This is a genomic window from Panacibacter microcysteis, from assembly GCF_015831355.1.
Taxonomy (GTDB): Bacteria; Bacteroidota; Bacteroidia; order Chitinophagales; family Chitinophagaceae; genus Panacibacter; species Panacibacter microcysteis.
This window is the reverse complement of record NZ_JADWYR010000001.1, coordinates 1752903-1774478: the sequence shown is the minus strand read 5'-3', so window position 1 is coordinate 1774478 and position 21576 is coordinate 1752903. Positions and strand designations below refer to the sequence as shown.

General features: G+C 45.3%; 15 protein-coding genes. 8 read left to right on the top strand and 7 right to left on the bottom strand.

Translation table 11 applies throughout. The features are described from left to right. Positions 1-35: 35 nt before the first annotated feature. Positions 36-2924: an outer membrane beta-barrel protein gene (locus I5907_RS07180; RefSeq protein ID WP_196990032.1), complete on the bottom strand. Its 2889-nt coding sequence runs from the start codon at positions 2922-2924 to the stop codon at positions 36-38. A 260-nt stretch (positions 2925-3184) separates the two neighbouring features. Further along, on the bottom strand, positions 3185-4249 hold the full coding sequence (locus tag I5907_RS07175) for an NADH:flavin oxidoreductase/NADH oxidase (RefSeq protein ID WP_196990031.1): 1065 nt from the start codon (positions 4247-4249) through the stop codon (positions 3185-3187). Between the two features lie 50 nt (positions 4250-4299). On the opposite strand from I5907_RS07175, the gene I5907_RS07170 reads away from it, so the two are divergent. Together I5907_RS07170 and I5907_RS07165 are read left to right on the top strand one after the other, a co-directional pair. Then, complete coding sequence (locus tag I5907_RS07170) at positions 4300-5046, top strand: PI-PLC domain-containing protein (RefSeq protein ID WP_196990030.1); 747 nt, start codon at positions 4300-4302, stop codon at positions 5044-5046. Positions 5047-5263: 217 nt separating this feature from the next. Next, positions 5264-6592: a glycosyltransferase gene (locus I5907_RS07165; protein ID WP_196990029.1), complete on the top strand. Its 1329-nt coding sequence runs from the start codon at positions 5264-5266 to the stop codon at positions 6590-6592. Here I5907_RS07165 and I5907_RS07160 read toward each other — a convergent pair whose 3' ends face one another. Then, positions 6593-7852 (bottom strand): flavin monoamine oxidase family protein, encoded by a 1260-nt coding sequence (locus tag I5907_RS07160; protein ID WP_196990028.1) that lies wholly within the window; start codon positions 7850-7852, stop codon positions 6593-6595. It abuts the gene before it with no gap. A 233-nt stretch (positions 7853-8085) separates the two neighbouring features. Between I5907_RS07160 and I5907_RS07155 the strand changes: the two genes are divergently transcribed. Together I5907_RS07155 and I5907_RS07150 are read left to right on the top strand one after the other, a co-directional pair. Further along, on the top strand, positions 8086-8349 hold the full coding sequence (locus tag I5907_RS07155) for a YtxH domain-containing protein (protein WP_196990027.1): 264 nt from the start codon (positions 8086-8088) through the stop codon (positions 8347-8349). A 17-nt stretch (positions 8350-8366) separates the two neighbouring features. Next, complete coding sequence (locus I5907_RS07150; protein ID WP_196990026.1) at positions 8367-8567, top strand: hypothetical protein; 201 nt, start codon at positions 8367-8369, stop codon at positions 8565-8567. 162 nt (positions 8568-8729) lie between these two features. Here the strand turns inward: I5907_RS07150 and I5907_RS07145 are convergent, their stop codons facing one another. Next, entirely contained in the window at positions 8730-9725 is a 996-nt protein-coding gene (locus I5907_RS07145; protein ID WP_196990025.1) for a beta-ketoacyl-ACP synthase III, read from the bottom strand. A gap of 363 nt (positions 9726-10088) precedes the next feature. Between I5907_RS07145 and paaZ the strand changes: the two genes are divergently transcribed. Then, positions 10089-12134: a phenylacetic acid degradation bifunctional protein PaaZ gene (paaZ, locus tag I5907_RS07140; protein ID WP_196990024.1), complete on the top strand. Its 2046-nt coding sequence runs from the start codon at positions 10089-10091 to the stop codon at positions 12132-12134. A 176-nt stretch (positions 12135-12310) separates the two neighbouring features. On the opposite strand, the gene I5907_RS07135 is transcribed toward paaZ, so the two are convergent. Beyond that, positions 12311-13480, bottom strand: coding sequence for an AIR synthase related protein (locus I5907_RS07135; protein ID WP_196990023.1), 1170 nt, complete (start codon positions 13478-13480; stop codon positions 12311-12313). Between the two features lie 144 nt (positions 13481-13624). Between I5907_RS07135 and I5907_RS07130 the strand changes: the two genes are divergently transcribed. Next, on the top strand, positions 13625-14515 hold the full coding sequence (locus I5907_RS07130) for a bifunctional riboflavin kinase/FAD synthetase (RefSeq protein WP_231401989.1): 891 nt from the start codon (positions 13625-13627) through the stop codon (positions 14513-14515). Positions 14516-14722: 207 nt separating this feature from the next. Here I5907_RS07130 and I5907_RS07125 read toward each other — a convergent pair whose 3' ends face one another. After that, positions 14723-15991, bottom strand: a complete 1269-nt coding sequence (locus I5907_RS07125; protein ID WP_196990021.1) for an amidohydrolase family protein — start codon at positions 15989-15991, stop codon at positions 14723-14725. A 119-nt stretch (positions 15992-16110) separates the two neighbouring features. Next, positions 16111-19110, bottom strand: a complete 3000-nt coding sequence (locus tag I5907_RS07120) for an amidohydrolase family protein (protein ID WP_196990020.1) — start codon at positions 19108-19110, stop codon at positions 16111-16113. A 491-nt stretch (positions 19111-19601) separates the two neighbouring features. Here I5907_RS07120 and I5907_RS07115 point away from each other — a divergent pair, with 491 nt between their 5' ends. Further along, on the top strand, positions 19602-20768 hold the full coding sequence (locus I5907_RS07115) for a cystathionine gamma-synthase (RefSeq protein WP_283016266.1): 1167 nt from the start codon (positions 19602-19604) through the stop codon (positions 20766-20768). Positions 20769-20792: 24 nt separating this feature from the next. Continuing rightward, positions 20793-21569, top strand: coding sequence for a TIGR02757 family protein (locus I5907_RS07110; RefSeq protein ID WP_196990018.1), 777 nt, complete (start codon positions 20793-20795; stop codon positions 21567-21569). Positions 21570-21576: the final 7 nt, after the last annotated feature.

Sequence of the window (21576 nt, the reverse complement as noted above, 5' to 3'; positions counted from 1 at the left end):
GGCGATGCCACAAAGAACAATAGCCCGCAACATGATCATACTCCCGGTGGTGGCCCCGCCGGGGCGCCACCATCAGCACCGCCGGGCGGTGTACCGGGATTATCGCCTGGCGGTGTTGCTTCACCCTGCTTTTCAGGTGGTGGTGGCATAAACATATCTTTCTGCTTTTGCTGCTGCTGTTGTTTAAACGAACGCAGGTTATACGTAAACGTTAGCAGCGCATAGCGCGTTAATGTTTTTGTCTGTACATCTTTGGCGTAGTTATCTGTAATGGTTCTTGTAATACTTACATTCTGGTTAAGCAGGTCGTTGATGGAAAACTTAAGCTCTCCGCGTTTGCCGGCAAATAATTGCTTTGCCACAGATGCATTGAGCAAGGGCACGCTGGTATTGTAGCCGGCTGCGCGACCGCTATACATGGTGTAATTGAAATTGGCAGCCACAATCCAGCCACTTTTGGTATAATATGTTGGCTCTGCAGAAAGACTCATGGAAAAGTAGTTGGCATTCTGCAAAGGTTGTATGGAATAACGCGCAATATTGTACGACGGCGATGCAGAGAAATTCATATCGAAATTCTCTTTGAGGTTGGTTGTCCACCTGATGGTTTCGCCAAAGCTGTAACTGTTGGTAATATTCTCCTGTGCATTGCGTACGGCATTGGCATCTATCGTGGTAAGCATAGATGTACTCCTGCTACCCGTAATGCGTGTAATAAAATTGAGGTTCGATTTTGGGTTTTTTAACGGGAACCCGTAGTGAAACATGGCCGACATATTGTACGCGCCATTCATGTTGATGGGCATAATTGTATCTACACCTGTTGCAAGGTTAGTGATCGTTGCATTTACAATATTGTTACTGGTAACACTGGCATTCACCGTTGCAAAAATGGTCTTTGCGTTTGCACGGTCGAACGAGCCGTACAGCATACGGAATGAATTGGTGAATGACTGTTTCAATGCAGGATTACCGGTCGTAATGTTGAGCGGGTCGCTGTTATCAACCACTGGTTGCAACTGGCTTACAGAAGGCTGCCCGGTGCGGCCACTGTAATTGAAACGGAGGTTGGTTGTCTTGTTGATCTTATAGTTCAGGTTGGCGGTGGGATAAAAATTTGTAAAGTTTTGCCTGAGGTATAAACCTTTGCTTTCATTATCGCTTGTTAAAGTACTCCATTGTACACCGCTGCCTATACTAAAGTTAAGTTTATTGTTTTTATAGCGGTAACTGACTGTTGCCCTGTTGCTGGTATAATTGTTCTGGTAAAGATTGGTAAGCAGGCTATCAGGAATGGCATAAGCTTCTTTCGCGCTATCGTAAGCAAATGTTTTAATATCTGCATTGTTTTGTTTAAAAGCATAATTGTATTCCAGTTGAAGCAAACTTTTGCTACTCAGCGGTTCAGTGTAAGAAATGCCGCCGCCAAGGTTATAGCTGTTTGTATTACTGTAATAGCGCTGGTTGATAACCGCCACAGAATCGTTTGAAAAGTATTCGGTCAAAGAATAATTTGTGCCTTCTTTTTCATGCTTTGTTGCACCAAAATTTCCTGAAAAAGAAAGTGTGCGGCCAACCTTGCTAAACTTGTGCCTGTATACCACACTTGCGTTACCGTTATAACCTTTGGAAGCAGCATTTGTATTAGCCACCGAATTACTGATGGCGCCTGTTTTGCCTCTTGTATTCGACGTGGTGGAAGATGACGTATTATCTGACTGCTGCCAGCTGAAATCCGGACGTATGGTGAGTGTATTCGCAGAATCAAACCCTGTTTCTATATTCAAATTAAAACGGTTATTGATGCGTTGTGTAACACCGCTTGCATCCTGCCTGTTCAATAACGAAGAATCGCCGGCATAAAAATTCTCCGTAAGGGATTGTTGCGCTGTATTTGTGCGCAGGTTATTGTAAAAGTAGCTGCCGGACACTTCGGTTAACTTCCCCCACTGGTCTTTGTAATTGATGCCACCTGCTATCGTTCGCGTAAGCCCGGTTGTATTGGGCGACACATCGAATGCAGCGGCACCACCGGCCATGGCGACGCCACCGCCACGATTATTACCGCCGCCTAAAATATCCCGCATGGTAAAATTTTGTACGTTGATGTTGTTGGCCTGGCCTATCAGCATGATCTGCTGATCACCCTGCATACGGCTGAGATTGACGGCACTGTTGTACAACTGTTTGTTGCCTGCGGCAGCTACAACTTTTCCAAAGTAGCCGCTGCCGGTACTTTTCTTTGTAGTAATGTTGATCGTCTTTACGCGGTTGCCGTCATCAAAACCGCTGGCTTTGCTTTCATCACTCAGGTCATCAAACACCTGAATTTTATCTATTACATCCTGTGGCAAATTTTGCGTGGCAAGTTTGGGGTCATCTCCAAAAAATCTTTTGCCATTTACCAGCACACGTTGCACCGTCTCTCCCTGCGCTGTTACGCTGCCATCTTTGGATACTTCCACACCGGGTAATTTCTTCAGTACATCTTCCGCCGTGGCGTTGGGTTTTGTATGGTACATTCCTGCTGTATACTCCGTGGTATCGCCTTTAACCCGCATGGGTGCAGCCTGCACGGTTACATTACCAAGATCGTTTGCATGTACCGTAAGGTACACCCGGGGTACTGTTGTATCCTGCACCGCAGAAGCCAATTGCAGGTTTTTATACTGCAGGTCATACCCACTGAAACTAAACCGCAGTAAGTAATGCCCGGCTGCAATGTTGCCTATGATGTATAACCCTTTCGCGTCTGTTACGGCAAATGCTACCTCGCTGGTATCTGTATTATTACAAAGGGTAACAGTGGTACCCTGCAGCGCGCTGCTGTCTTTAATGTCGGCCACCGACCCACGTACCGCAGTTTGTGCCCGTAGTGAAATACCGGTTAGCAGCAACCATGTACAGAGTAAAATATATTTCACGGTCATGTATTTTATAACACGAAACTACTTTGCATCGGTACGGCATCTGTGCCAATTGCGATGAACTTGCGTTGTTTTGCGATGAAAAATTAAAATACCATGATTGAGTAGTATCGTATAAATACAATACCCGCCATTGGCATGGCAGGTATTGTATAATTTGGTTACCGGCTGCAGTACTGCTATGAAGCAACTGTTGCGTCGCACACTTGTACTGTATAACAATTTGCAACAGCTCCGGGTGCAGCCCGTTACAAAGATTACTTTTTCGCTCTTGTGTACTGGTCGGGCCAGTTAACATCATAACCAAGTGCTTTTGCAGCATGTAGCGGAAAATATGGATCGCGCAGGAATTCCCTTGCAAGCAACACCATGTCTGCTTTGTTTGCTGCAATAATATCATTGGCTTCTGCTGGTGTGGTAATAAGGCCCACAGCGCCCGTTAAAATACCTGTCTCTTTTTTGATGCGTTCTGCAAATGGCGTTTGGTACATGGGCGCTACAGGTATTTTTTGCAGCGGGCTGTTTCCGCCGCTTGATGTATCAATAAGATCTACGCCATGTCGTTTAAGCACGCCGGCCAATTGTACCGAGTCTTCGATGGTCCAGCCGCCATCTACCCAATCTGTGGCCGAAATGCGTACAAATAAAGGAAGGTCTGCAGGCATTGCTGTACGCACAGCCTCGCATATTTCAACCAGTATGCGTATCCTGTTTTCGAAGCTGCCGCCATAATCATCGGTCCTGTTATTGCTGAGTGGCGACAAAAATTCATTCAGCAGGTAGCCGTGTGCTGCGTGAATTTCAATAACCCTGAAACCTGCAGCCAGCGCCCGTTTTGCTGCTGCTTCAAAGTCCCTGGTGAGTTGCTGAATGTCTGAGATAGACATAACCCGCGAATCGGGATCAGTGTCTTTATACTTAAGTGCAGACGGTGCCAGGGTTTGCCATGCCGTATCATCCTGCAGGGGTTTGTTGCCTTTCCACGGAGATGCATGACTGGCCTTACGGCCTGCATGCGCAAGCTGCACGCCGGGTACAGCACCATGTGCGCTGATAAATGAAGTAATCCGCTGCAGGAAAGTAATATGTTCATCTTTCCAGATGCCCATATCATCAGGGGTTATACGGCCTTCAGGAGATACTGCAGTTGCCTCCATCATTACAAGGCCTGCGCCGCCAACCGCACGGCTACCCAAATGCACGAGGTGCCAGTCGTTGGCAAAACCATCTATGCTGGAATACTGGCACATGGGGGAAACTGCTATCCTGTTGCGAAAGGTGACACTGCGTATGGTGAGTGGTTCAAATAATGTTATGCTCATAGGTTTTCTTTCAATATTACAACATTCAATGTTATTCCGATCTTAGCAGTATGAAAAACTTACTGTTGCTGCTGTTATTATTGCTGACCACTGTTGAATCATTTACGCAAAGTGTACTCATCCATTCGCACAACGATTATGCTAAACCGCAGCCATTGGTGAATGCGTTAAAATATAAAGCATACATTATTGAAGCAGACGTGTACCCCGGTAAAGATCTTTTTGTAGCGCATGATAAAAAAGATATTGACAGCACTGCCACCTTACTGCAGCTATACATTCTGCCGGTTGTACAACTGTTCAATACACACAACAACCATATCAGCGATGACACAACCTATGCGCTATTGCTAATGATCGACATCAAAGAGAACAGCTCCTTAGTGCTAAACACGCTGGTACGATTGCTGGCGCCTTACCCGGCCGTATTTAACAGGCATGTAAACAAACATGCTATACAGGTGGTGATTAGTGGTGAGCGTGGAAACAGCAATGAATGGAATACATTGCCCCCGTATATAATGTTTGATGGCAGGCCATATGAACAATATGATACAAAAACGCTGGAACGGGTTGCATTGATCAGCGACAGCTATATGAATTATATGCGGCCCGCAGATAGTCTTGACAAAAACATCAGCAACCTGGTAACAGCAACACACGAACAGCATAAACTGCTCAGGTTATGGGCCATACCTGACAGCGAACGATACTGGCTAAAGTTGCATAACATGGGTGTTGACATCATCAACACAGATAAGGTTGCCGCATGCGCTGCCTTCTTTGGCAACAGGTAAACTAAACTATGCGCTGGCACACCCGGAGCTGCCGCGTACAGCTATACTGTACAAGTGTGCGACGCAACCAAAGCTGATTAAAGATCTGCTGCTGACCCCATAATTATTTCTCCTGTAATTGACGCAACTGAGTACCCAAAAAATACAACTGGCACACTTTTACATTTTTCACCACCCATAGCGGTTGTAGCATTGCCATGCAATTAATTCAACCAACATGAAAGCTTTAAACACGCATGGCAAAAGAATTTTGTTTGCCAATTTTCCTGCAGACGGACATTTTAACCCGCTTACATCGCTGGCAGTTCACCTGGTATCTTGTGGCTACGATGTAAGATGGTACACATCCAAAAGTTATACAAAGAAGTTAAGTGAACTGAATATATTCCATTACCCGTTTAAACATGCTGTAGATGTTAGTGATAATAATTTTGACGCTGCTTTCCCTGAAAGAAAAAACAAAAAAACAACAGTAGCCAAACTCAAATTTGATATTATCAATGCTTTTATTCTTCGCGGCCCGGAATACTATGCAGACATACAGGACATTTATGAAACATTTCCTTTTGATTTGTTGATAGCTGACAATGCGTTTACCGGTATTGCATTTGTAAAAGAGCTGATGCATGTTCCTGTTATAGCAGTGGGCGTATTGCCATTGTCTGAAACATCAAAAGATCTGCCGCCCTGCGGGCTGGGCATGGAACCCTCTGATACATGGATGGGGAAAATAAAACAGGCATTGTTAAGAGCAGTATCTGATAAATTGCTTTTCAGCGGGCCCAATAAAGTAATGCATGAAATGTTCGATGCCTATCAAATTCCGCACAACAACGAAAGCATTTTTGATCTTAAAAAGAGCGATCTGCTGCTGCAAAGCGGCACGCCGGGCTTTGAATACAAGCGCAGCGACATGAGCAGTTATATTCGCTTTATCGGGCCCCTGTACCCTTACAGTAAACCAGCACAACGAACACCCTGGTTTGATGAAAGACTTAAACAATACAAAAAGATTGTACTGGTTACACAGGGCACCGTTGAAAAAGATGTTCAGAAATTGATTGTGCCAACACTGGAAGCATTCAAAGGTTCGGATGTGCTGGTAATCTGTACTACAGGTGGCTCGCAAACACAGGCTTTGCGGGCTAAGTACCACCACAACAATATAATCATCGAAGATTTTATTCCGTTTAATGATGTTATGCCCTATGCGCATGTGTACATTACCAATGGCGGGTACGGCGGGGTAATGCTGGGTATTCAAAACAACCTGCCAATGGTAGTGGCTGGCGTACACGAAGGCAAAAATGAAATATGTGCAAGGGTTGGCTATTTTAAACTTGGTATTAACCTGAAGACAGAAAAGCCTGCACCAGGTAAGATTGAAGATGCAGTAAACAAAATATTAGCAGATAGTTCTTACCATAAGCATATAGCCACGTTAAGTAAAGAGTTTGACAGTTACAACACCCTTGAAATTTTCATCATGCATGTACAAAACTTACTGAACAATACTGCACATAAGCGCCTCAACGAAGCAGCCTGATCAGGCCAGTGCATTGATAAGCGTGGCCGCCTGCAAACCTGTTCGCAGTGCGGCTTCAACTGTACCCTGCGATTCGCCGCTGTAAAACGCTTCACCGGCGAAAAAGATGGTATTGTTTACCGGCTGCTGCAATATTTGCTTTGCAGCCACCGCTTCTGTAGTTACATAACTATAACCGCCTTTTACGTAAGGTTCATTTTGCCAGGAAATGATTGTATGCGCCACCAGTTGCTCCTGCAATTCAGCAATTGTTGTATGAAAGATGCCAGAGAGTGATTGTAAAGCCGTTTGCAGCAACACATCTTCCGTGCACAACGATAATGCCGCTGCCGGCGGGCCACCCAGCCATCCTGTAAGCATCGCACTTTTTTTTGGAGCCTGTGTCCACCACGTAGGTATTGCAGCGTTACTTAAAATAAAGCCTATATCATCTGCGTAATCTTCCCAGAAGCTGCGCGTAAACTGCAGCAGCACTTTAATAACGGCACCAAAGCCCAGTTGCTGAAGCGCATTTTCATAAGTAGCCGGCAAACCATTAAACGCAATTGCCTTGCTTTGTAATACACCCAGGGATACCGTAACAACAACCTTACTGCTATTGAAAACACCGCCATTGGCCGTATGAATAATCACATCGTCACTGGTATATGTGATACTGTTTACAACCCGGTTGTAAAAAAATGTGACGCTCTTTTGTAAACAGCCTGCTTCCAGGAAACCGACCAGCGCCCCATAACCACCGTTGATGCGATAATTTGGTTCTTCCTGGTGGGTCCATTCCCTGCGCACAAAAAGCGCAGAAACCCTGGAAATATCCGCAAGGTCGAAACCCTGTGCATAGTCTTTTACCTGTTGGTGTAAAGCAGCATACTTTTCTGCGGGAAAATGTTTTGCAAGCAGCGTTGCTACCGGCACATCTTTTTCCTGCTTTACAAGCTGCCGCATAAATGCGGCCCAGTCTTTTCCATCGTCTTCCGGGTTCCATTTTCCGTCTGTTACATTGATGAATGCGCCTGCTGTTTCCGTAGCGGTTAAGCCTGCTTCGTGCAACAACCTAAAGGTTAACGGCAGGTCTCCGTGTATAAATTCAGGGCCGGCTTCTGCCGGTGTATCAAAACCGGGAACGGTCAATGTTCGTATTCTGCCACCTGCAACTGGTGCTGCCTCCAGCACAGCAACAGATTTACCAGTGCGTGCCAGTTCCCGGGCTGCCAGGAGCCCGGCGGCGCCTGCGCCAATCACAATCACATCATATTTCATGGATTTAAACTTAAGCAGGAACTGCTGTTTTACAAATGTTAGCGTACAGGCATTGTTCAAACTGTATGCCGCCGCCTGTTTTACGGGTATAAATTACGCAATATCAAAACCATCGTGGAAATAATTGGTCAGCACAACTGTACTAATAAGCTAAAACAACCTGCTGCCAATTGTGGCAGGGTTTTAATGCTTTCCTTAATGGTACACATTTTTATCATTTTAAATTTAATCGTATGCATTTAGCAACATTCATAAGAGGTATTTCTATTGGCTTTATTGTAGGCGTATTGTTTGCACCAGACAGTGGTAAGGCTACAAGAAGAAAATTGTCGGGCGTTGCCACAGATATCAAAGAAGATTTTGAAGAAACTTATGATGATATCAGCAGCAACGTAAAACAAAAAGTAGACAAGGTTAAGCACAAAGCTGCAGATGTTGCAGACAGGGCCGGTTCAACCATAGAAGATATTGGCGCTTCAGTTGCGGGTAATCCATAATATAAAAACCTAACGATATGAAAAAACATCTTGTTACAGCCCTGCTTACAGCCGTAGGTACCGGGGTTGGCATAGCCGCATATATTTTGATCAGGCAGAGAAAATCCAATGCAGATGATGATACGCCTAGTATGGCAGCACCTGCAGGGCACACGAAATTACCGCACATGTTTGCTTATGCACGTGAAAGAAACGGGCATACAAATGATGGAAGATAACAGGCATTAACAGGTTTATTTGCGTAGCTACGCTGCAGTTGCCATAAGAGTGGAACGTTGAAACGAGCGTGGCAACATGCGATGCCATGAAAATATATTGCTGAAAAACACCAAAGAAAAAGCCGGTAACGTTACCGGCTTTACTTTTATAAATAATATGTGCTAATAAGCCCACTTCAGCAATGTGGCGCCCCATGTAAAACCGCCACCAAAAGATACGAGGATGATGTTGTCTCCCTTATTTAACCGCGGCTCCCACTCCCACAAACACAGCGGTATGGTGCCGGCAATGGTATTGCCATACTTTTCAATATTGAGCATGATCTTATCCATTGGCATGCCGGTCTCTTTTGCTACCGCTTCTATAATACGCAGGTTGGCCTGGTGTGGTACAATCCATGCAATATCTGCCGCGCTAAGATTATTTTTTTTCATTACAGCAGTAATAGACTCACTCATGCAGGTAACCGCATATTTAAACACTGCTTTGCCGTCCATATATGCATAATGTTCACGTGCATCAATGGTGGCATGCGAGGCAGGCTTCAAAGAACCACCGGCCTTCTGGTGCATAAGTTGTCTTCCATAGCCGTTGGTGCCAAACTTACTGTCTATTACACCCAGCCCTTCCGTGTTTGGTTCTACCAATACGGCCGCACCACCATCGCCAAAGAGTACGCAGGTGTTCCTGTCCTGGTAGTCAACAAATGCACTCATATTATCTACGCCCACCACGATCACTTTTTTGTAACGGCCACTTTCCACGTAACTGGCGGCCGTGGTAAGCCCGTATAAAAAACCACAGCAAGCTGCGGTAAAATCGTAACCCCAGGCATTTTCAGCGCCAATCTTCCACGCAATGTATGCGGCAGTTACGGTCAGCTGCATATCGGGCGTCATCGTACAACAGATAATGCATTCAATGTCTTTGGGATCAAGTTGTTTTTTGCGCAGTACTTCGCTGATGGCTTCAATAGCAAGATCGCTGGTGGCTTTTTCCGGGTCTTTTAAAATGCGGCGTTCTTTTATTCCTGTGCGGGTAACAATCCATTCGTCGCTGGTTTCTACAATGGATTCAAGTTCCTGGTTCGTCAAACGATATTCGGGAACGTAACCACCTACAGCCGTAATAGCTGCAGTAAGCTTTTGATCGGGCATAATTGAAAAAATTTTTATTAAAACGTATTCTTTTCACTTTCATTATCTGTCCTGCGCCTGTTAACTTTTTACAGCAACATTTTACTATGAAAAATACAGGTTATGATACCGGCAGCTGTTTTTCATGGCATCACCTGTTGCGTCGCAATCCGTTCATCTGCAGTGCATGTGGCAACTGTGCGATGCCCGGTAGCCGTTAACCTTAGAGAGCAAAAAAAGAAACAGTTCTTGTTCGTTGTATCACGTTGGTGCTCATAATGTTTTCCGGGTATGAACAAAACTGCCCGTGCAAGATACAACCGAAAATGTTATTACACAGCATTCCTATCATTTGTTAGCTTTGCTACCCTAAAAATCATGGCAATGGAAAAACTGGGTAACTATATCAATGGCAGTTGGGTAACCGGAGATGGCGAGGGACAACAATTACACCATGCCGTAACAGGAGAGGCAATTGCTGCGGCATCTACCAAAGGGCTGGACTTTAAATCTGTGCTTGATTATGGCCGTACCGTAGGCTCGCCTGCGCTGCGCAAACTTACGTTTCATGAACGCGGCGCTATGTTGAAAGCTTTGGCATTGCACCTGCGCCAACACCTGGAAAAGTTTTATGCCATCAGTTATAAAACCGGTGCCACCAAAGCAGATAGTTGGGTAGATATTGAAGGCGGTATCGGTAATCTTTTTGCCAATGCTTCATTGCGGCGCAAATTCCCGGATGAAAGTTTCTGTCTTGATGGAGAAGCACACAACCTGAGTAAGCACAACACCTTTATGGGGCATCATATACTGGTACCCAAAGAAGGTGTGGCCATACATATTAATGCATTCAATTTTCCTGTATGGGGCATGCTGGAAAAAATTGCGGTTAACCTGCTGGCAGGTATGCCGGCAGTAGTAAAACCAGCCACCATCACATCTTTTCTCACAGAGGCAGTGGTAAGAGAGATCATTGCTTCGGGCATATTGCCGGAGGGCGCATTGCAACTATTGTGCGGCTCTGCCGGCGATCTGCTGGACCATGTAACCTCCCAGGATGTGGTAACCTTTACGGGCTCTGCCACCACCGGGCTAATGCTTAAAAGCAATGCTGCCATCATGCGCGAAAATGTGCCTTTTACCATGGAGGCAGATTCGCTCAATTGTATTGTATTGGGTGATGATGTTGTGCCGGGCATGCCGGAATGGGAAATTTTTATTAAAGAAGTACGTAAAGAGATGACCACCAAAGCCGGTCAAAAATGTACGGCTATCCGCCGCATTTTTGTACCCGCCAATAAACTGGAAGATGTACATATTGCATTGGGTAACGCACTCTCTCAAACAACCATTGGCAATCCGCTGAATGAAAAAGTACGCATGGGCGCACTGGCGGGGCAAAGCCAGCGCGATGAAGTAAAAACGCAGGTGCAAAAATTACTGGCCTCTTCACAACTTATTTATGGCTCATTAGACAGTGTAACTGTGGTGGATGCTGATGCAGGCAAAGGTGCATTTCTAAGCCCGCTGCTTCTGTTGAATGAGAACCCGCTTTACACACCCGGCCCGCATGAAATAGAAGCCTTCGGGCCCGTCTCAACACTTATGCCTTACAACTCCATGGATGAAGCGATTCACCTGGCTAAAATGGGAAAAGGCTCTTTGTGTTCCTCTATTGTTACAGCAAACGATGCAATTGCAAAACGATATGTACTGGGTGCCGCAACACACCATGGCAGAATACTGGTACTGAATAACGATTGCGCCAAAGAAAGCACCGGGCATGGTTCACCATTACCGTTACTGGTACACGGCGGCCCGGGCCGTGCAGGCGGTGGCGAAGAGATGGGTGGCGTTCGTGGTGTAAAACACTACATGCAGCGCGTGGCCATCCAGGGCTCGCCTACAACCATTACGGCAATTACCAATGTTTACCAGCCACATGCAAAGGGGATTATTGATAATGTTCACCCTTTTCGTAAGCACTTCGAAGAAATTAAAATCGGCGAGCAGATCATTACCGGCAAACGCACCATTACAGACGCAGATATAAAAGCTTTTGCCAACCTTAGCTGGGACCATTTTTATGCACACACAGATCATACCTCGCTTGCAGGAACATTGTTTGAAAAACCGGTGGCGCATGGCTACCTTATTATGAGCGCCGCGGCAGGTTTGTTCGTGGAGAACAGCATGAAATGTCCTGTATTACTCAATTACGGGCTGGATGAACTCCGTTTTACCAAACCGGTTTATGCAGATACAACGATCTATGTACGCTTTACCTGCAAAGAAAAAATTCCACAGGATCTGAAAGATGAAAATGATATCCCGAAAGGGATTGTAAAGTGGTATGTAGAAATGTTCGACAGCAATGATGAGCATATTGGCATTGCCACGATTCTAACGATGGTGAAGCAAAAAGAGTAGTGGGTGTGGGCGATTTATTAAGTGCCTTACACAACGCGAGGTATGACCGCTTCAGCGAAAATAAAACAGTCTGGAAGATTGCAGAGCAGCACGCCGGAGCCGCCATACAAACGGGACGTACAAGTGAGTGACACAACAGGCGATGCCATGAAAACCTGTTGCCTGCACCAAAAAAATTAATAAATGATTTCTTTACCGTTTGCGTAGAGGTGCAACGACTGTTTATCTGCCGCTTCTGTATGGCCGGTAACCCGGGCATCTATGCCGAGTGCTTTTGCAGCATCGATCATTTTTGCGGCGGCCGTTTCATTGGTAAAGATCTCGAGGCGCTGCCCCATATTGAATACCTGGTACATTTCACGTTCGTCGGCGCCGGAGTTTTCCTGTATCAGTTTAAAAACAGGTGGCGGATCAAACAGGTTATCTTTTACCACCTTCAAAGGCTGTGGCAGGTACTTCATGCATTTGGTTTGCCCGCCGCCGCTGCAATGTATGACGCCATCTATGTCGTTGAAATGTGCCTCAAGCAACACTTTCATCAATGGTGCATACGTGCGTGTGGGCGATAGCAGCAGTTTACCAATGCTGATCTGCTCACCATCAATATGAATGGTATCAGTCATTTTACTCTTACCGATGTATACTACATCGTTGCTGAGTGCGGGTTCAAATGTTTCGGGGTAAGCGCTGGCATAGTGTTTACTCAATACATCGTGTCTTGCGCTGGTAAGCCCGTTACTGCCCAGCCCGCTGTTGTACGACGTTTCATAAGCGGTTTTACCAAAACTGGCAAAGCCTACGATTACATTGCCCGGTTTTATCTTATCGTTGGTAACCAGTTTTTCTTTGGGCCAGCGCGCCGTCATGGTGCCGTTTACGGCAATGGTGCGTACCACGTCGCCCACATCTGCTGTTTCGCCGCCGAGGTAGTGAATGTTTACACCAAATTGCCTGAGTTCATCAAAAAATTCCTGTGTGCCGTTGATCACCTGTTCGAGCACTTCGCCGGGTATAATGGTCTTATTGCGGTCTATGGTAGATGAGAAGAGCAGGTTATCATATACGCCCACACAGAGCAGGTCGTCCAGGTTCATGGCCACCGCATCCTGCGCTATACCTTTCCAGACGCTTACATCGCCGGTTTCTTTCCAGTAGAGGTATGCAAGAATGCTTTTGGTACCGGCACCATCTGCATGCATAATGTTTACAAAACCGGCATCGCCGCTGATAAAATCGGGGTACATTTTGCAGAAGGCATTTTTATACAGGCCCTGGTCGAGCTTTTGAATGGCTGCATGAACTTCTTCTTTCTGGGCAGAAACGCCGCGTTTTGTATATAAAGACATTATGCCGGTTTAAATTCTCAGTAATTATTTGCGTGCAAAAGTAAGCGTTGTACCGTTAAAGGCTTTCAATTTTGCATGCCGCTTTAAAAGCCGGCAACTTATATTTGCGCCACTTTTATGCAGGTACACACCAACATAAACCAATTGCCCATTTTTCGCAATGCAGTGATTACCATTGGTACTTTTGATGGTGTGCATACCGGCCACCAGCAGATTATTGCGCAACTGAAACGTGAGGCCGACGCCATAAACGGCGAAACGGTGATCATCACCTTTCACCCGCACCCACGCAAAGTGGTGGCACACAAAGAAGTTTTCATTCTTAATACGCTGGAAGAAAAAACAGAACTGCTGCGGCAGCGTGGTATAGACCACCTGGTAGTAGTGCCTTTTGACGAATCTTTTGCGCAGCAGACTGCAACGGAATACATTGAGCACTTCCTGTGGCAGAAACTGCACCCGCATACCGTTATCATTGGTTACGACCACCGCTTTGGCAAAAACCGGCAGGGCGATTATCACCTGCTGGAAGATTATGGCAAACAACTTGGCTTTATTGTAAAGGAAATACCCGAGCATGTGCTCAACGACATTACGGTTAGTTCTACCAAAATAAGAGAGGCACTGCTGAACAGTGATGTTGCTACCGCCAATAATTACCTGGGTTATGATTATTTTTTCGAAGGCCTGGTAGTTGAAGGTAATAAACTTGGCCGAACGCTTGGTTACCCAACGGCCAACCTGCAGGTGGGGCACGCAGAGAAACTGGTTCCCGGCAATGGCGTATATGCGGTAATTGCCGTGGCCGGACAAAGCTCTTACAAGGGTATGATGAATATTGGTGTGCGCCCTACGGTAGATGGTAAGAAAAGGGTGATCGAAGTAAATATTTTCGATTTTAACCACGATATATACGGCAGCAATTTACGCGTGTACATCAAATATTACCTGCGCGGAGAAGTAAAGTTCAACGGGCTTGATGAATTGAAAAACCAGCTTGCGCTCGATAGAATGTCTGCGCTTAAAGTATTGTGATTTTCAACAGCCATGTTGAGCCAGGCTGCATTACTACTATGAAGCACCTGTTGCGTCGCACACCTGTACTGCAACAATTACTGCAGCACAGCCTGCCATGTTCCTGCTTTCAAAAATATCTTCTGCGGCAAAAAAATATTATACATCATTACAGGCCTGCATAAAAACGGCTTCTCGTTTTTGAGAAGCCGTTTCCGCTTTTGGATGTCAGTTAATGTTGTACTTATGTTTATACTTTTCGTAGAGCTGTTTCTGTTTATCATCCAGCGTTAGCTGCCTGCCCTGTATAAATGCGTAAGTAATAATACTTGTTTTCATATCCAGTATATCGCCGTTGCTTACCACAATGTTGGCATCTTTTCCTTTTTCCACAGAGCCTGTGCGGTCGTCTATACCAAGAATTTTTGCAGCGTTTAATGTAATGGCCTGTAATGCCTGTTCTTTGGTAAGACCATAGCCGGCAGCAACGCCTGCATTAAAGGGCAAGTTCCTGTAGCGGTTTTGTTCATCCTGGTCTGAGATGCAGTAGCTAACACCCGCCTGTTGCAACAGGTAAGGCAGTTTATACGGCAGGTCCACATCATCATCCTGCATATTGGGCAATGTATGCATCTGGTTAACAATTATGGCTATGTTGTTTTCTTTCAGGTAGTCGGTTATCTTCCAGCTATCTGAGCCGCCTACAATTACCGTTTTAAACCCAAACTCTTTTGCAAATTCCACAGCCACCATCATTTCTTTCACCAGTTCGCAATGCACGAAAAATGTTTGTTGTTTACTGAAGAGACCTCTTACTGCTTCAAATTTGAGGTTGGTATGTTCGTGCCTTTGTTCTGCCATATAAGCTTTTGCCCCGCGGAAGAATAGGCGTACATCGTCTATTTTTTTCATGGCATCTTTTACAGGATCGTCGTTTTCTGAAAAACGTGCCAGGTAAGGCATACGGAAATGGATACCGCCATCCATTTTGTACACAGCATCTTCCCAGTTCCACGCATCGAGCTGCATTACAGAAGATGAGCCGCTGATGATGCCGCCATTGGGTATTACGTTGGCGAACAGGATGCCATTATCTTTTAAAGTGTTGATGATCTTTGAATCTGTATTGTATGCAATAGCTGAGCGTACATTGGGGTTAATGCTACCGAGCTCATACTCGTCTCTTGTAGCACGTACCGCGCCGATCTCGTTTAAACCAAGATTGGTGGCTGCAGAAATAAGGCCCGGGTAAATGTGTTTACCTGTGCAGTCGATCACTTTTGCGTCAGCAACGGGTGCTGTTTTACGTACGTCTATGATCTTACCATTGGAGAATAGCACCATTCCATCTTCTACAATTTCACCATTGCCTTTATGTATGGTAGCATGGGTTAGTGCAATGGTGCCTTGTTGTGGTGCCGCAGGGTAAACGGTTTCCTGCGCCTGCATTGTTTGTATGATGCTCATCAAACAAATGCTTAAGAAAATTTTTTTCATTGTATAATGGTTATACTGTTTGCAATTTAAACCTGCTTCGTGCTGCCACACCCGTTACAGTACAAGAGTGCGACGCAACAAAAGCTTCATTGAAAAACTTCTGCCGGGCTCATAAAAAATTATGGGCGCCAGATAGAGTGACTGTGCTGCATATCGATCTCGCACTCATTCACTACATCGAACGTAACGGTTGCAGGTGTTGTTTTGGAACCACCTTTTTTAGCAGCGATCATTTTTTGTATAAGCCTGTTTCTTTCTGCTGCAATTTGCTGTTGCATCTGTTTGTCTTTTTCAATATCGAAATACACAATACCATCGATAATTGTTTTTTCTGCTTTTGCGTAAACACTTACCGGGCTTTCGTTCCAGAGTACAACGTCTGCGTCTTTGCCTACTTTGATGCTGCCAACCCTGTCTGCCACATGCAGCATGATTGCCGGGTTAATGGTATTCATGTTCAATGCATCCGTTTCTGTTACATTGCCGTATTTAATGCTCTTGGCAGCTTCGCGGTTAAGGTGCCTGGCCATTTCAGCATCATCACTATTGATTGCAACGATAAGCCCCACTTTTTGCATAATGGCTGCGTTGTAGGCAATGGCATCCTGCACTTCCATTTTATATGCCCACCAATCGCTGAAGGTAGATGCGGCTGCACCATGTGCTTTCATTTTATCGGCTACTTTATAGCCTTCGAGAATATGTGTAAAGGTGTTTACTTTAAAACCAAAGGTATCTGCCACATGCATCAGCATGTTGATCTCGCTTTGTACATAGGAATGACAGGTAATGAAACGCTTTTTGTTGAGTATTTCCAGGAGTATTTCCAGTTCCAGGTCTTTGCGTTTGCCGGCACCCAGTTTTTCGTAGTCGCGTGCACGGGTAAAAGCATCGATCAATACCTGTTCCACACCCATACGTGTATCAGGAAAGCGATTGTTACGCTGGCCAAAAGAACGCTTTACATTTTCGCCCAATGCAAACTTGATAAAGCCATCCCAGTTGGCAAACTTCATGTCTTCTGCATTGCGGCCCCAGCGCAGTTTTAATAACTGTGTTTGCCCGCCGATGGTATTACAACTGCCATGCAGTATGTGAGCACTGGTAACACCACCCGCCAGTTGCCGGTAGATGTTGATATCATCCGGATTGATGACATCTGCAATTCTTACCTCTGCTGTTACAGATTGTGAGCATTCATTGATACCGCCTGTTGCAGCAATATGCGAGTGCTCGTCTATTATACCTGCAGATAAATGCTTGCCGGTGCCGTCTACCACTTTTGCATTGCCTGCATTCAGGTTTTTACCGATTGCAGCAATTTTACCGCCCTTAATGAGCACGTCTGTATTCTGCAGTACACCTTCTTGCTCACTTGTCCATACTGTTGTGTTTTTTATCAGCATATCTTCCTGTTTTGGCGCTTCTGCCCAGCCAAAACCCATGAAGGGGTACATTACTTTTGCAGTAACTACTTCTTTCTTTTCTTCTTTTTTAGCAGTGTCAGGTTTTTCGGTATACGCTGATACATACTGCATGTTCCAGCTTAGCGCATTACCATTGCCGCTATAGCCGTTTCCCAGCCATACTTTATCGCTGCTTATTAAACCTGTAAGGCTTGTAAGCTTACTGCTGTCTGCTTTCAGGCTCCAGTTAAGCTTTACCATTTTACCATTTACGGCAAACTTTATATCGTGTTTGACGGTATCGCCCAAAGGCTGCAGGGTGGCAGAAAGATCATCCGGTGTACCGTTTACTGCTACTGTATATGTTTTACTCTGGTTATTTTCTTTTACAGTAAGTGTATAGTTACCGCGGTAATCGTTCCATCCATTTTCATTCAGCACAAAACTTTTACCCTGTATCCAGTTTTGATACATGACTGTTTTCTCTTCAAATATTGGCCCGCTGGTAATTATAAAATTGGCCAGTTTGCCCGCCTCTATACTGCCTACTTTATCGTACGCGCCGATCATGGAAGCAGGCGCTTTGGTAAGCGCGTCGAGGGCTTTTGCCGGCGACAGACCGTTTTCTATTGCTTTACGGATGTTGGCCAGGAAATCTCCCGGGCTCTTTAAACCTGCCGCGGTAAATGCAAAGTTGATGTTGGCTTTTTCAAACATACCGGGTTGCAGCGGTGCCATTTCCCAATGTTTCATTACGCTGAGCGCAACTACACGGGCATCATTCGGGTCTTCCACGTCTACAGCCGCCGGGAAGTTTACAGGAATAATGTAAGCTGCTTTTGCAGCTTTGATCTCCTCCATACGCTGGTACTCGTTGCCACCGCCCTTTATGATGTATTGTACCCCAAATTCATTGGCAATTTTTATGGCACGCAGGTCATTCCATTTATCATCGGCCTCGAATATCTGTGGCAGCGACTGGTTATCGATCCATGCCTGCAGGCTTAAGTTGGTACCTTCTGTTACCGGGCGGCTTTTGTACCATTGCGCATCGAGATAGGTTTGACGGAGCAGTGTTATTGCACCCATGAGCGAGCCGGGATAATCCTGCGTGGAAGTACCTGTACTGAAGGAGTAAAATGCCGCTGCTTTATCTTTGAGCATGGCAAAATTTTCGCGCTCGTCTGTAAGTGTAACAAGCGTGCCGGTACCTCTTGCAATACCATCCTGGCGGTGAGAAAGTACTACGCCAAAACCTGCACCACGCAGGTCTTCTGCCTTGCCATTATCGGCTGCAAATATTTTTGACGCATCGGTCTCCGGCCTTAACGATTCGTTCCAGCCATACGCCCCTTTTACAGGACTTTCATTGATGTAATTAAAAAAATCGCCGCCGCCTGCTGACTTGTTTGCCGCAATACCGTAATTGCTGAACAGGTCGATAAAAGAAGGATAGATATACTTACCCTTACAATCAATTACTACAGCATCTTTAGGTACGGCGATGTTGGTACCTGCCGCAATAATTTTTCCGTGTTTAATGACGAGCGTGGCATTTTGCCAGGTCGTCTGCGCATCTTTTACAATGGTTGCATTGGTAAATGCATACTGGTCTGAACGTACATCAGACACCCCGTTGACCGGAAATGTTTCCTGTGCTGCTGCAATTGTATACATACAAAAGCAGAGCAACAACAAGCTTACATACTTCATAAATCTTAATTGGAGAATTGTGTTGACTAATAGGCAATAAAACTAAGTGATTATCACTTTAGTCTTTTAAAAAATCTATTAATGGTAAAGGAGTAAAAACAATGGGTTAGCCGGCAGCAGCACAAATGGCATCGCCTGTTGTGTCACTCACTTGTACGTTCTGCACGTTGGTCGACTGCAGCGTAGCAGTGTACCGGACTTTGGGTTTATAAGGTTGCAGACCTTACCCTGCATTCCGCTCCAAAGGAGCGGTCTGTTACAAAGCAACAGTTCGAGGTGCTTTGTAAAGATGAACCAGCCTGCATCATGCACAAATGCTTGTTGCAGTTGAAGTGAGTGACACAACAGGTGCCCGATAGTAGCAATGCAGCCGGTTACCACAAAAAAAATCTTATCGCATACTACCACATTGAGAAATTTCATTACCACCCAATAGGCTACCTGCCTCTGCCTCCTCGACTCATTCCCTCTTTGCCTAAAATGTTCTTAACTTGCCTTTTTCAAAAAAAATCAAACGTATGAAACCCGCCACAAAATTTATACATGCAGGTGTTGAGCCCGATCCATCCACAGGTGCTATAATGACGCCCATCTACCAGACGTCAACCTATGTGCAGGACGGACCGGGCAATAACAAAGGATATGAATATGCACGTTCGCAAAACCCTACCAGGTTTGCATTGGAAAACGCTATGGCCGCTATTGAAAACGGGAAACATGGCCTGGCATTCAGCAGTGGCGTGGCCGCCACAGACGCTGTAATAAAACTGCTTGAACCGGGCGATGAAGTGATTGCTGCCAATGATATGTACGGCGGCACATACCGTTTATTTACAAAAGTGTTCCAGAAGTTTGGTATTGTGTTTAAGTATGTGAACATGCAGAATGTAAAGAACATAAAGCCCATGATCAATAAAAAGACAAGGCTTATATGGACCGAGACACCTACCAACCCGCTGATGAATATTACAGACATTGCTGCCGTGGCTGACATAGCTAAAGAACATCATGTGTTGCTGTGTGTGGACAATACTTTCGCCTCTCCATACCTGCAAAACCCGCTGGACCTCGGTGCCGATATTGTAATGCATTCTTCTACCAAATACCTGGGCGGGCACAGCGATGTAATACAAGGCGCTCTTGTAATGAACGATACCGCTTTGCGTGACCAGTTGTATTTTATACAAAAAAGTTGTGGTGCAGTACCCGGCCCGCAGGATTGCTTTCTTGTACTGCGGGGAATTAAGACATTGCATGTGCGCATGCAACGCCACTGCGAAAACGGAGAAAAAATTGCCAGCTTCCTGCGCAACCATAAAAAAGTAGCAAAAGTTTACTGGCCGGGTTTTAAAGATCATCCTAACCACAAGATTGCCAAAAAGCAAATGCGTGGCTATGGAGGTATGATCAGTTTTGAATTGAAAGACGACAGTAAAAAAGAAACAAAACGAATATTATCTGCCACCAGTTTATTTGCGCTGGCAGAAAGCCTTGGTGGTGTTGAATCGCTGATCAACCACCCGGCAACAATGACACACGCATCTATACCACGCGAGGAACGTATAAAAAATGGACTGAAGGATTCGCTGATAAGACTGAGTGTAGGCATTGAAGACGCAGATGACCTTATTGAAGACCTGAAAAAAGCAATTGGATAAAGGTGTTGAACGTAAATGTGATTGATGAAAGAAAAAGACCTTAAAGCATTCTTTGACAGTAAGGTGGCTTTGTATAACCAACCCGGCTTTATAAAAGATGACCCGGTTTGCATTCCTCATCTTTTTACAAAGCAGCAGGATATAGAAATAGCAGCCTTTTTTGCAGCCGTATTTGCATGGGGCAACAGAACGACGATTATCAATAAGTCCAGAGCGCTGATGGAACTGATGCATATGCAGCCGCACGCATTTGTGTTGAGCTGCAGCGATGATGAACTAAAAAGTTTGCTGCAGTTTAAGCACAGAACATTCAATACTACAGACCTCCTGTATTTTGTAGCATTCCTGAAACATCATTACACCCACAACGCATCACTGGAAAATGCTTTTTCGCAATGGTTAACGGGAGAGGATGAAAATATTGAACAGGCCCTCATCGGTTTTCACCATTATTTCTTTTCGTTGCAGGATGTGCCACCCAGAACAAAAAAACATATTGCCACACCGGAAAAAAAATCGAATTGCAAGCGATTGAATATGTTTTTGCGGTGGATGGTAAGAACCGATCTTAACGGGGTGGATTTTGGCCTCTGGAAAAACATTCAGCCGTCACAACTCATTTGCCCCGTAGACTTACATGTGGCGAGGGTTGCAAAAAGGTTTGGATTACTGCACCGCAAACAAACAGACTGGTCTGCCGCGCTGGAGCTTACAGATTACCTTAGAACACTTGACCCCGCCGACCCGGTAAAATATGATTTTGCTTTGTTTGGCTTGGGTGTGATTGAGAAATATTCTTAAACGCAGC

Coding starts and splice junctions, on each gene's coding strand:
- I5907_RS07125 (WP_196990021.1), bottom strand. CDS start 15,991: ATGAAAAAAATTTTCTTAAGCATTTGTTTGATGAGCATCATACAAACA.
- I5907_RS07160 (WP_196990028.1), bottom strand. CDS start 7,852: ATGAAATATGATGTGATTGTGATTGGCGCAGGCGCCGCCGGGCTCCTG.
- I5907_RS07110 (WP_196990018.1), top strand. CDS start 20,793: ATGAAAGAAAAAGACCTTAAAGCATTCTTTGACAGTAAGGTGGCTTTG.
- I5907_RS07175 (WP_196990031.1), bottom strand. CDS start 4,249: ATGAGCATAACATTATTTGAACCACTCACCATACGCAGTGTCACCTTT.
- I5907_RS07120 (WP_196990020.1), bottom strand. CDS start 19,110: ATGAAGTATGTAAGCTTGTTGTTGCTCTGCTTTTGTATGTATACAATT.
- I5907_RS07155 (WP_196990027.1), top strand. CDS start 8,086: ATGCATTTAGCAACATTCATAAGAGGTATTTCTATTGGCTTTATTGTA.
- I5907_RS07135 (WP_196990023.1), bottom strand. CDS start 13,480: ATGTCTTTATATACAAAACGCGGCGTTTCTGCCCAGAAAGAAGAAGTT.
- I5907_RS07145 (WP_196990025.1), bottom strand. CDS start 9,725: ATGCCCGATCAAAAGCTTACTGCAGCTATTACGGCTGTAGGTGGTTAC.
- I5907_RS07170 (WP_196990030.1), top strand. CDS start 4,300: ATGAAAAACTTACTGTTGCTGCTGTTATTATTGCTGACCACTGTTGAA.
- paaZ (WP_196990024.1), top strand. CDS start 10,089: ATGGAAAAACTGGGTAACTATATCAATGGCAGTTGGGTAACCGGAGAT.
- I5907_RS07165 (WP_196990029.1), top strand. CDS start 5,264: ATGAAAGCTTTAAACACGCATGGCAAAAGAATTTTGTTTGCCAATTTT.
- I5907_RS07150 (WP_196990026.1), top strand. CDS start 8,367: ATGAAAAAACATCTTGTTACAGCCCTGCTTACAGCCGTAGGTACCGGG.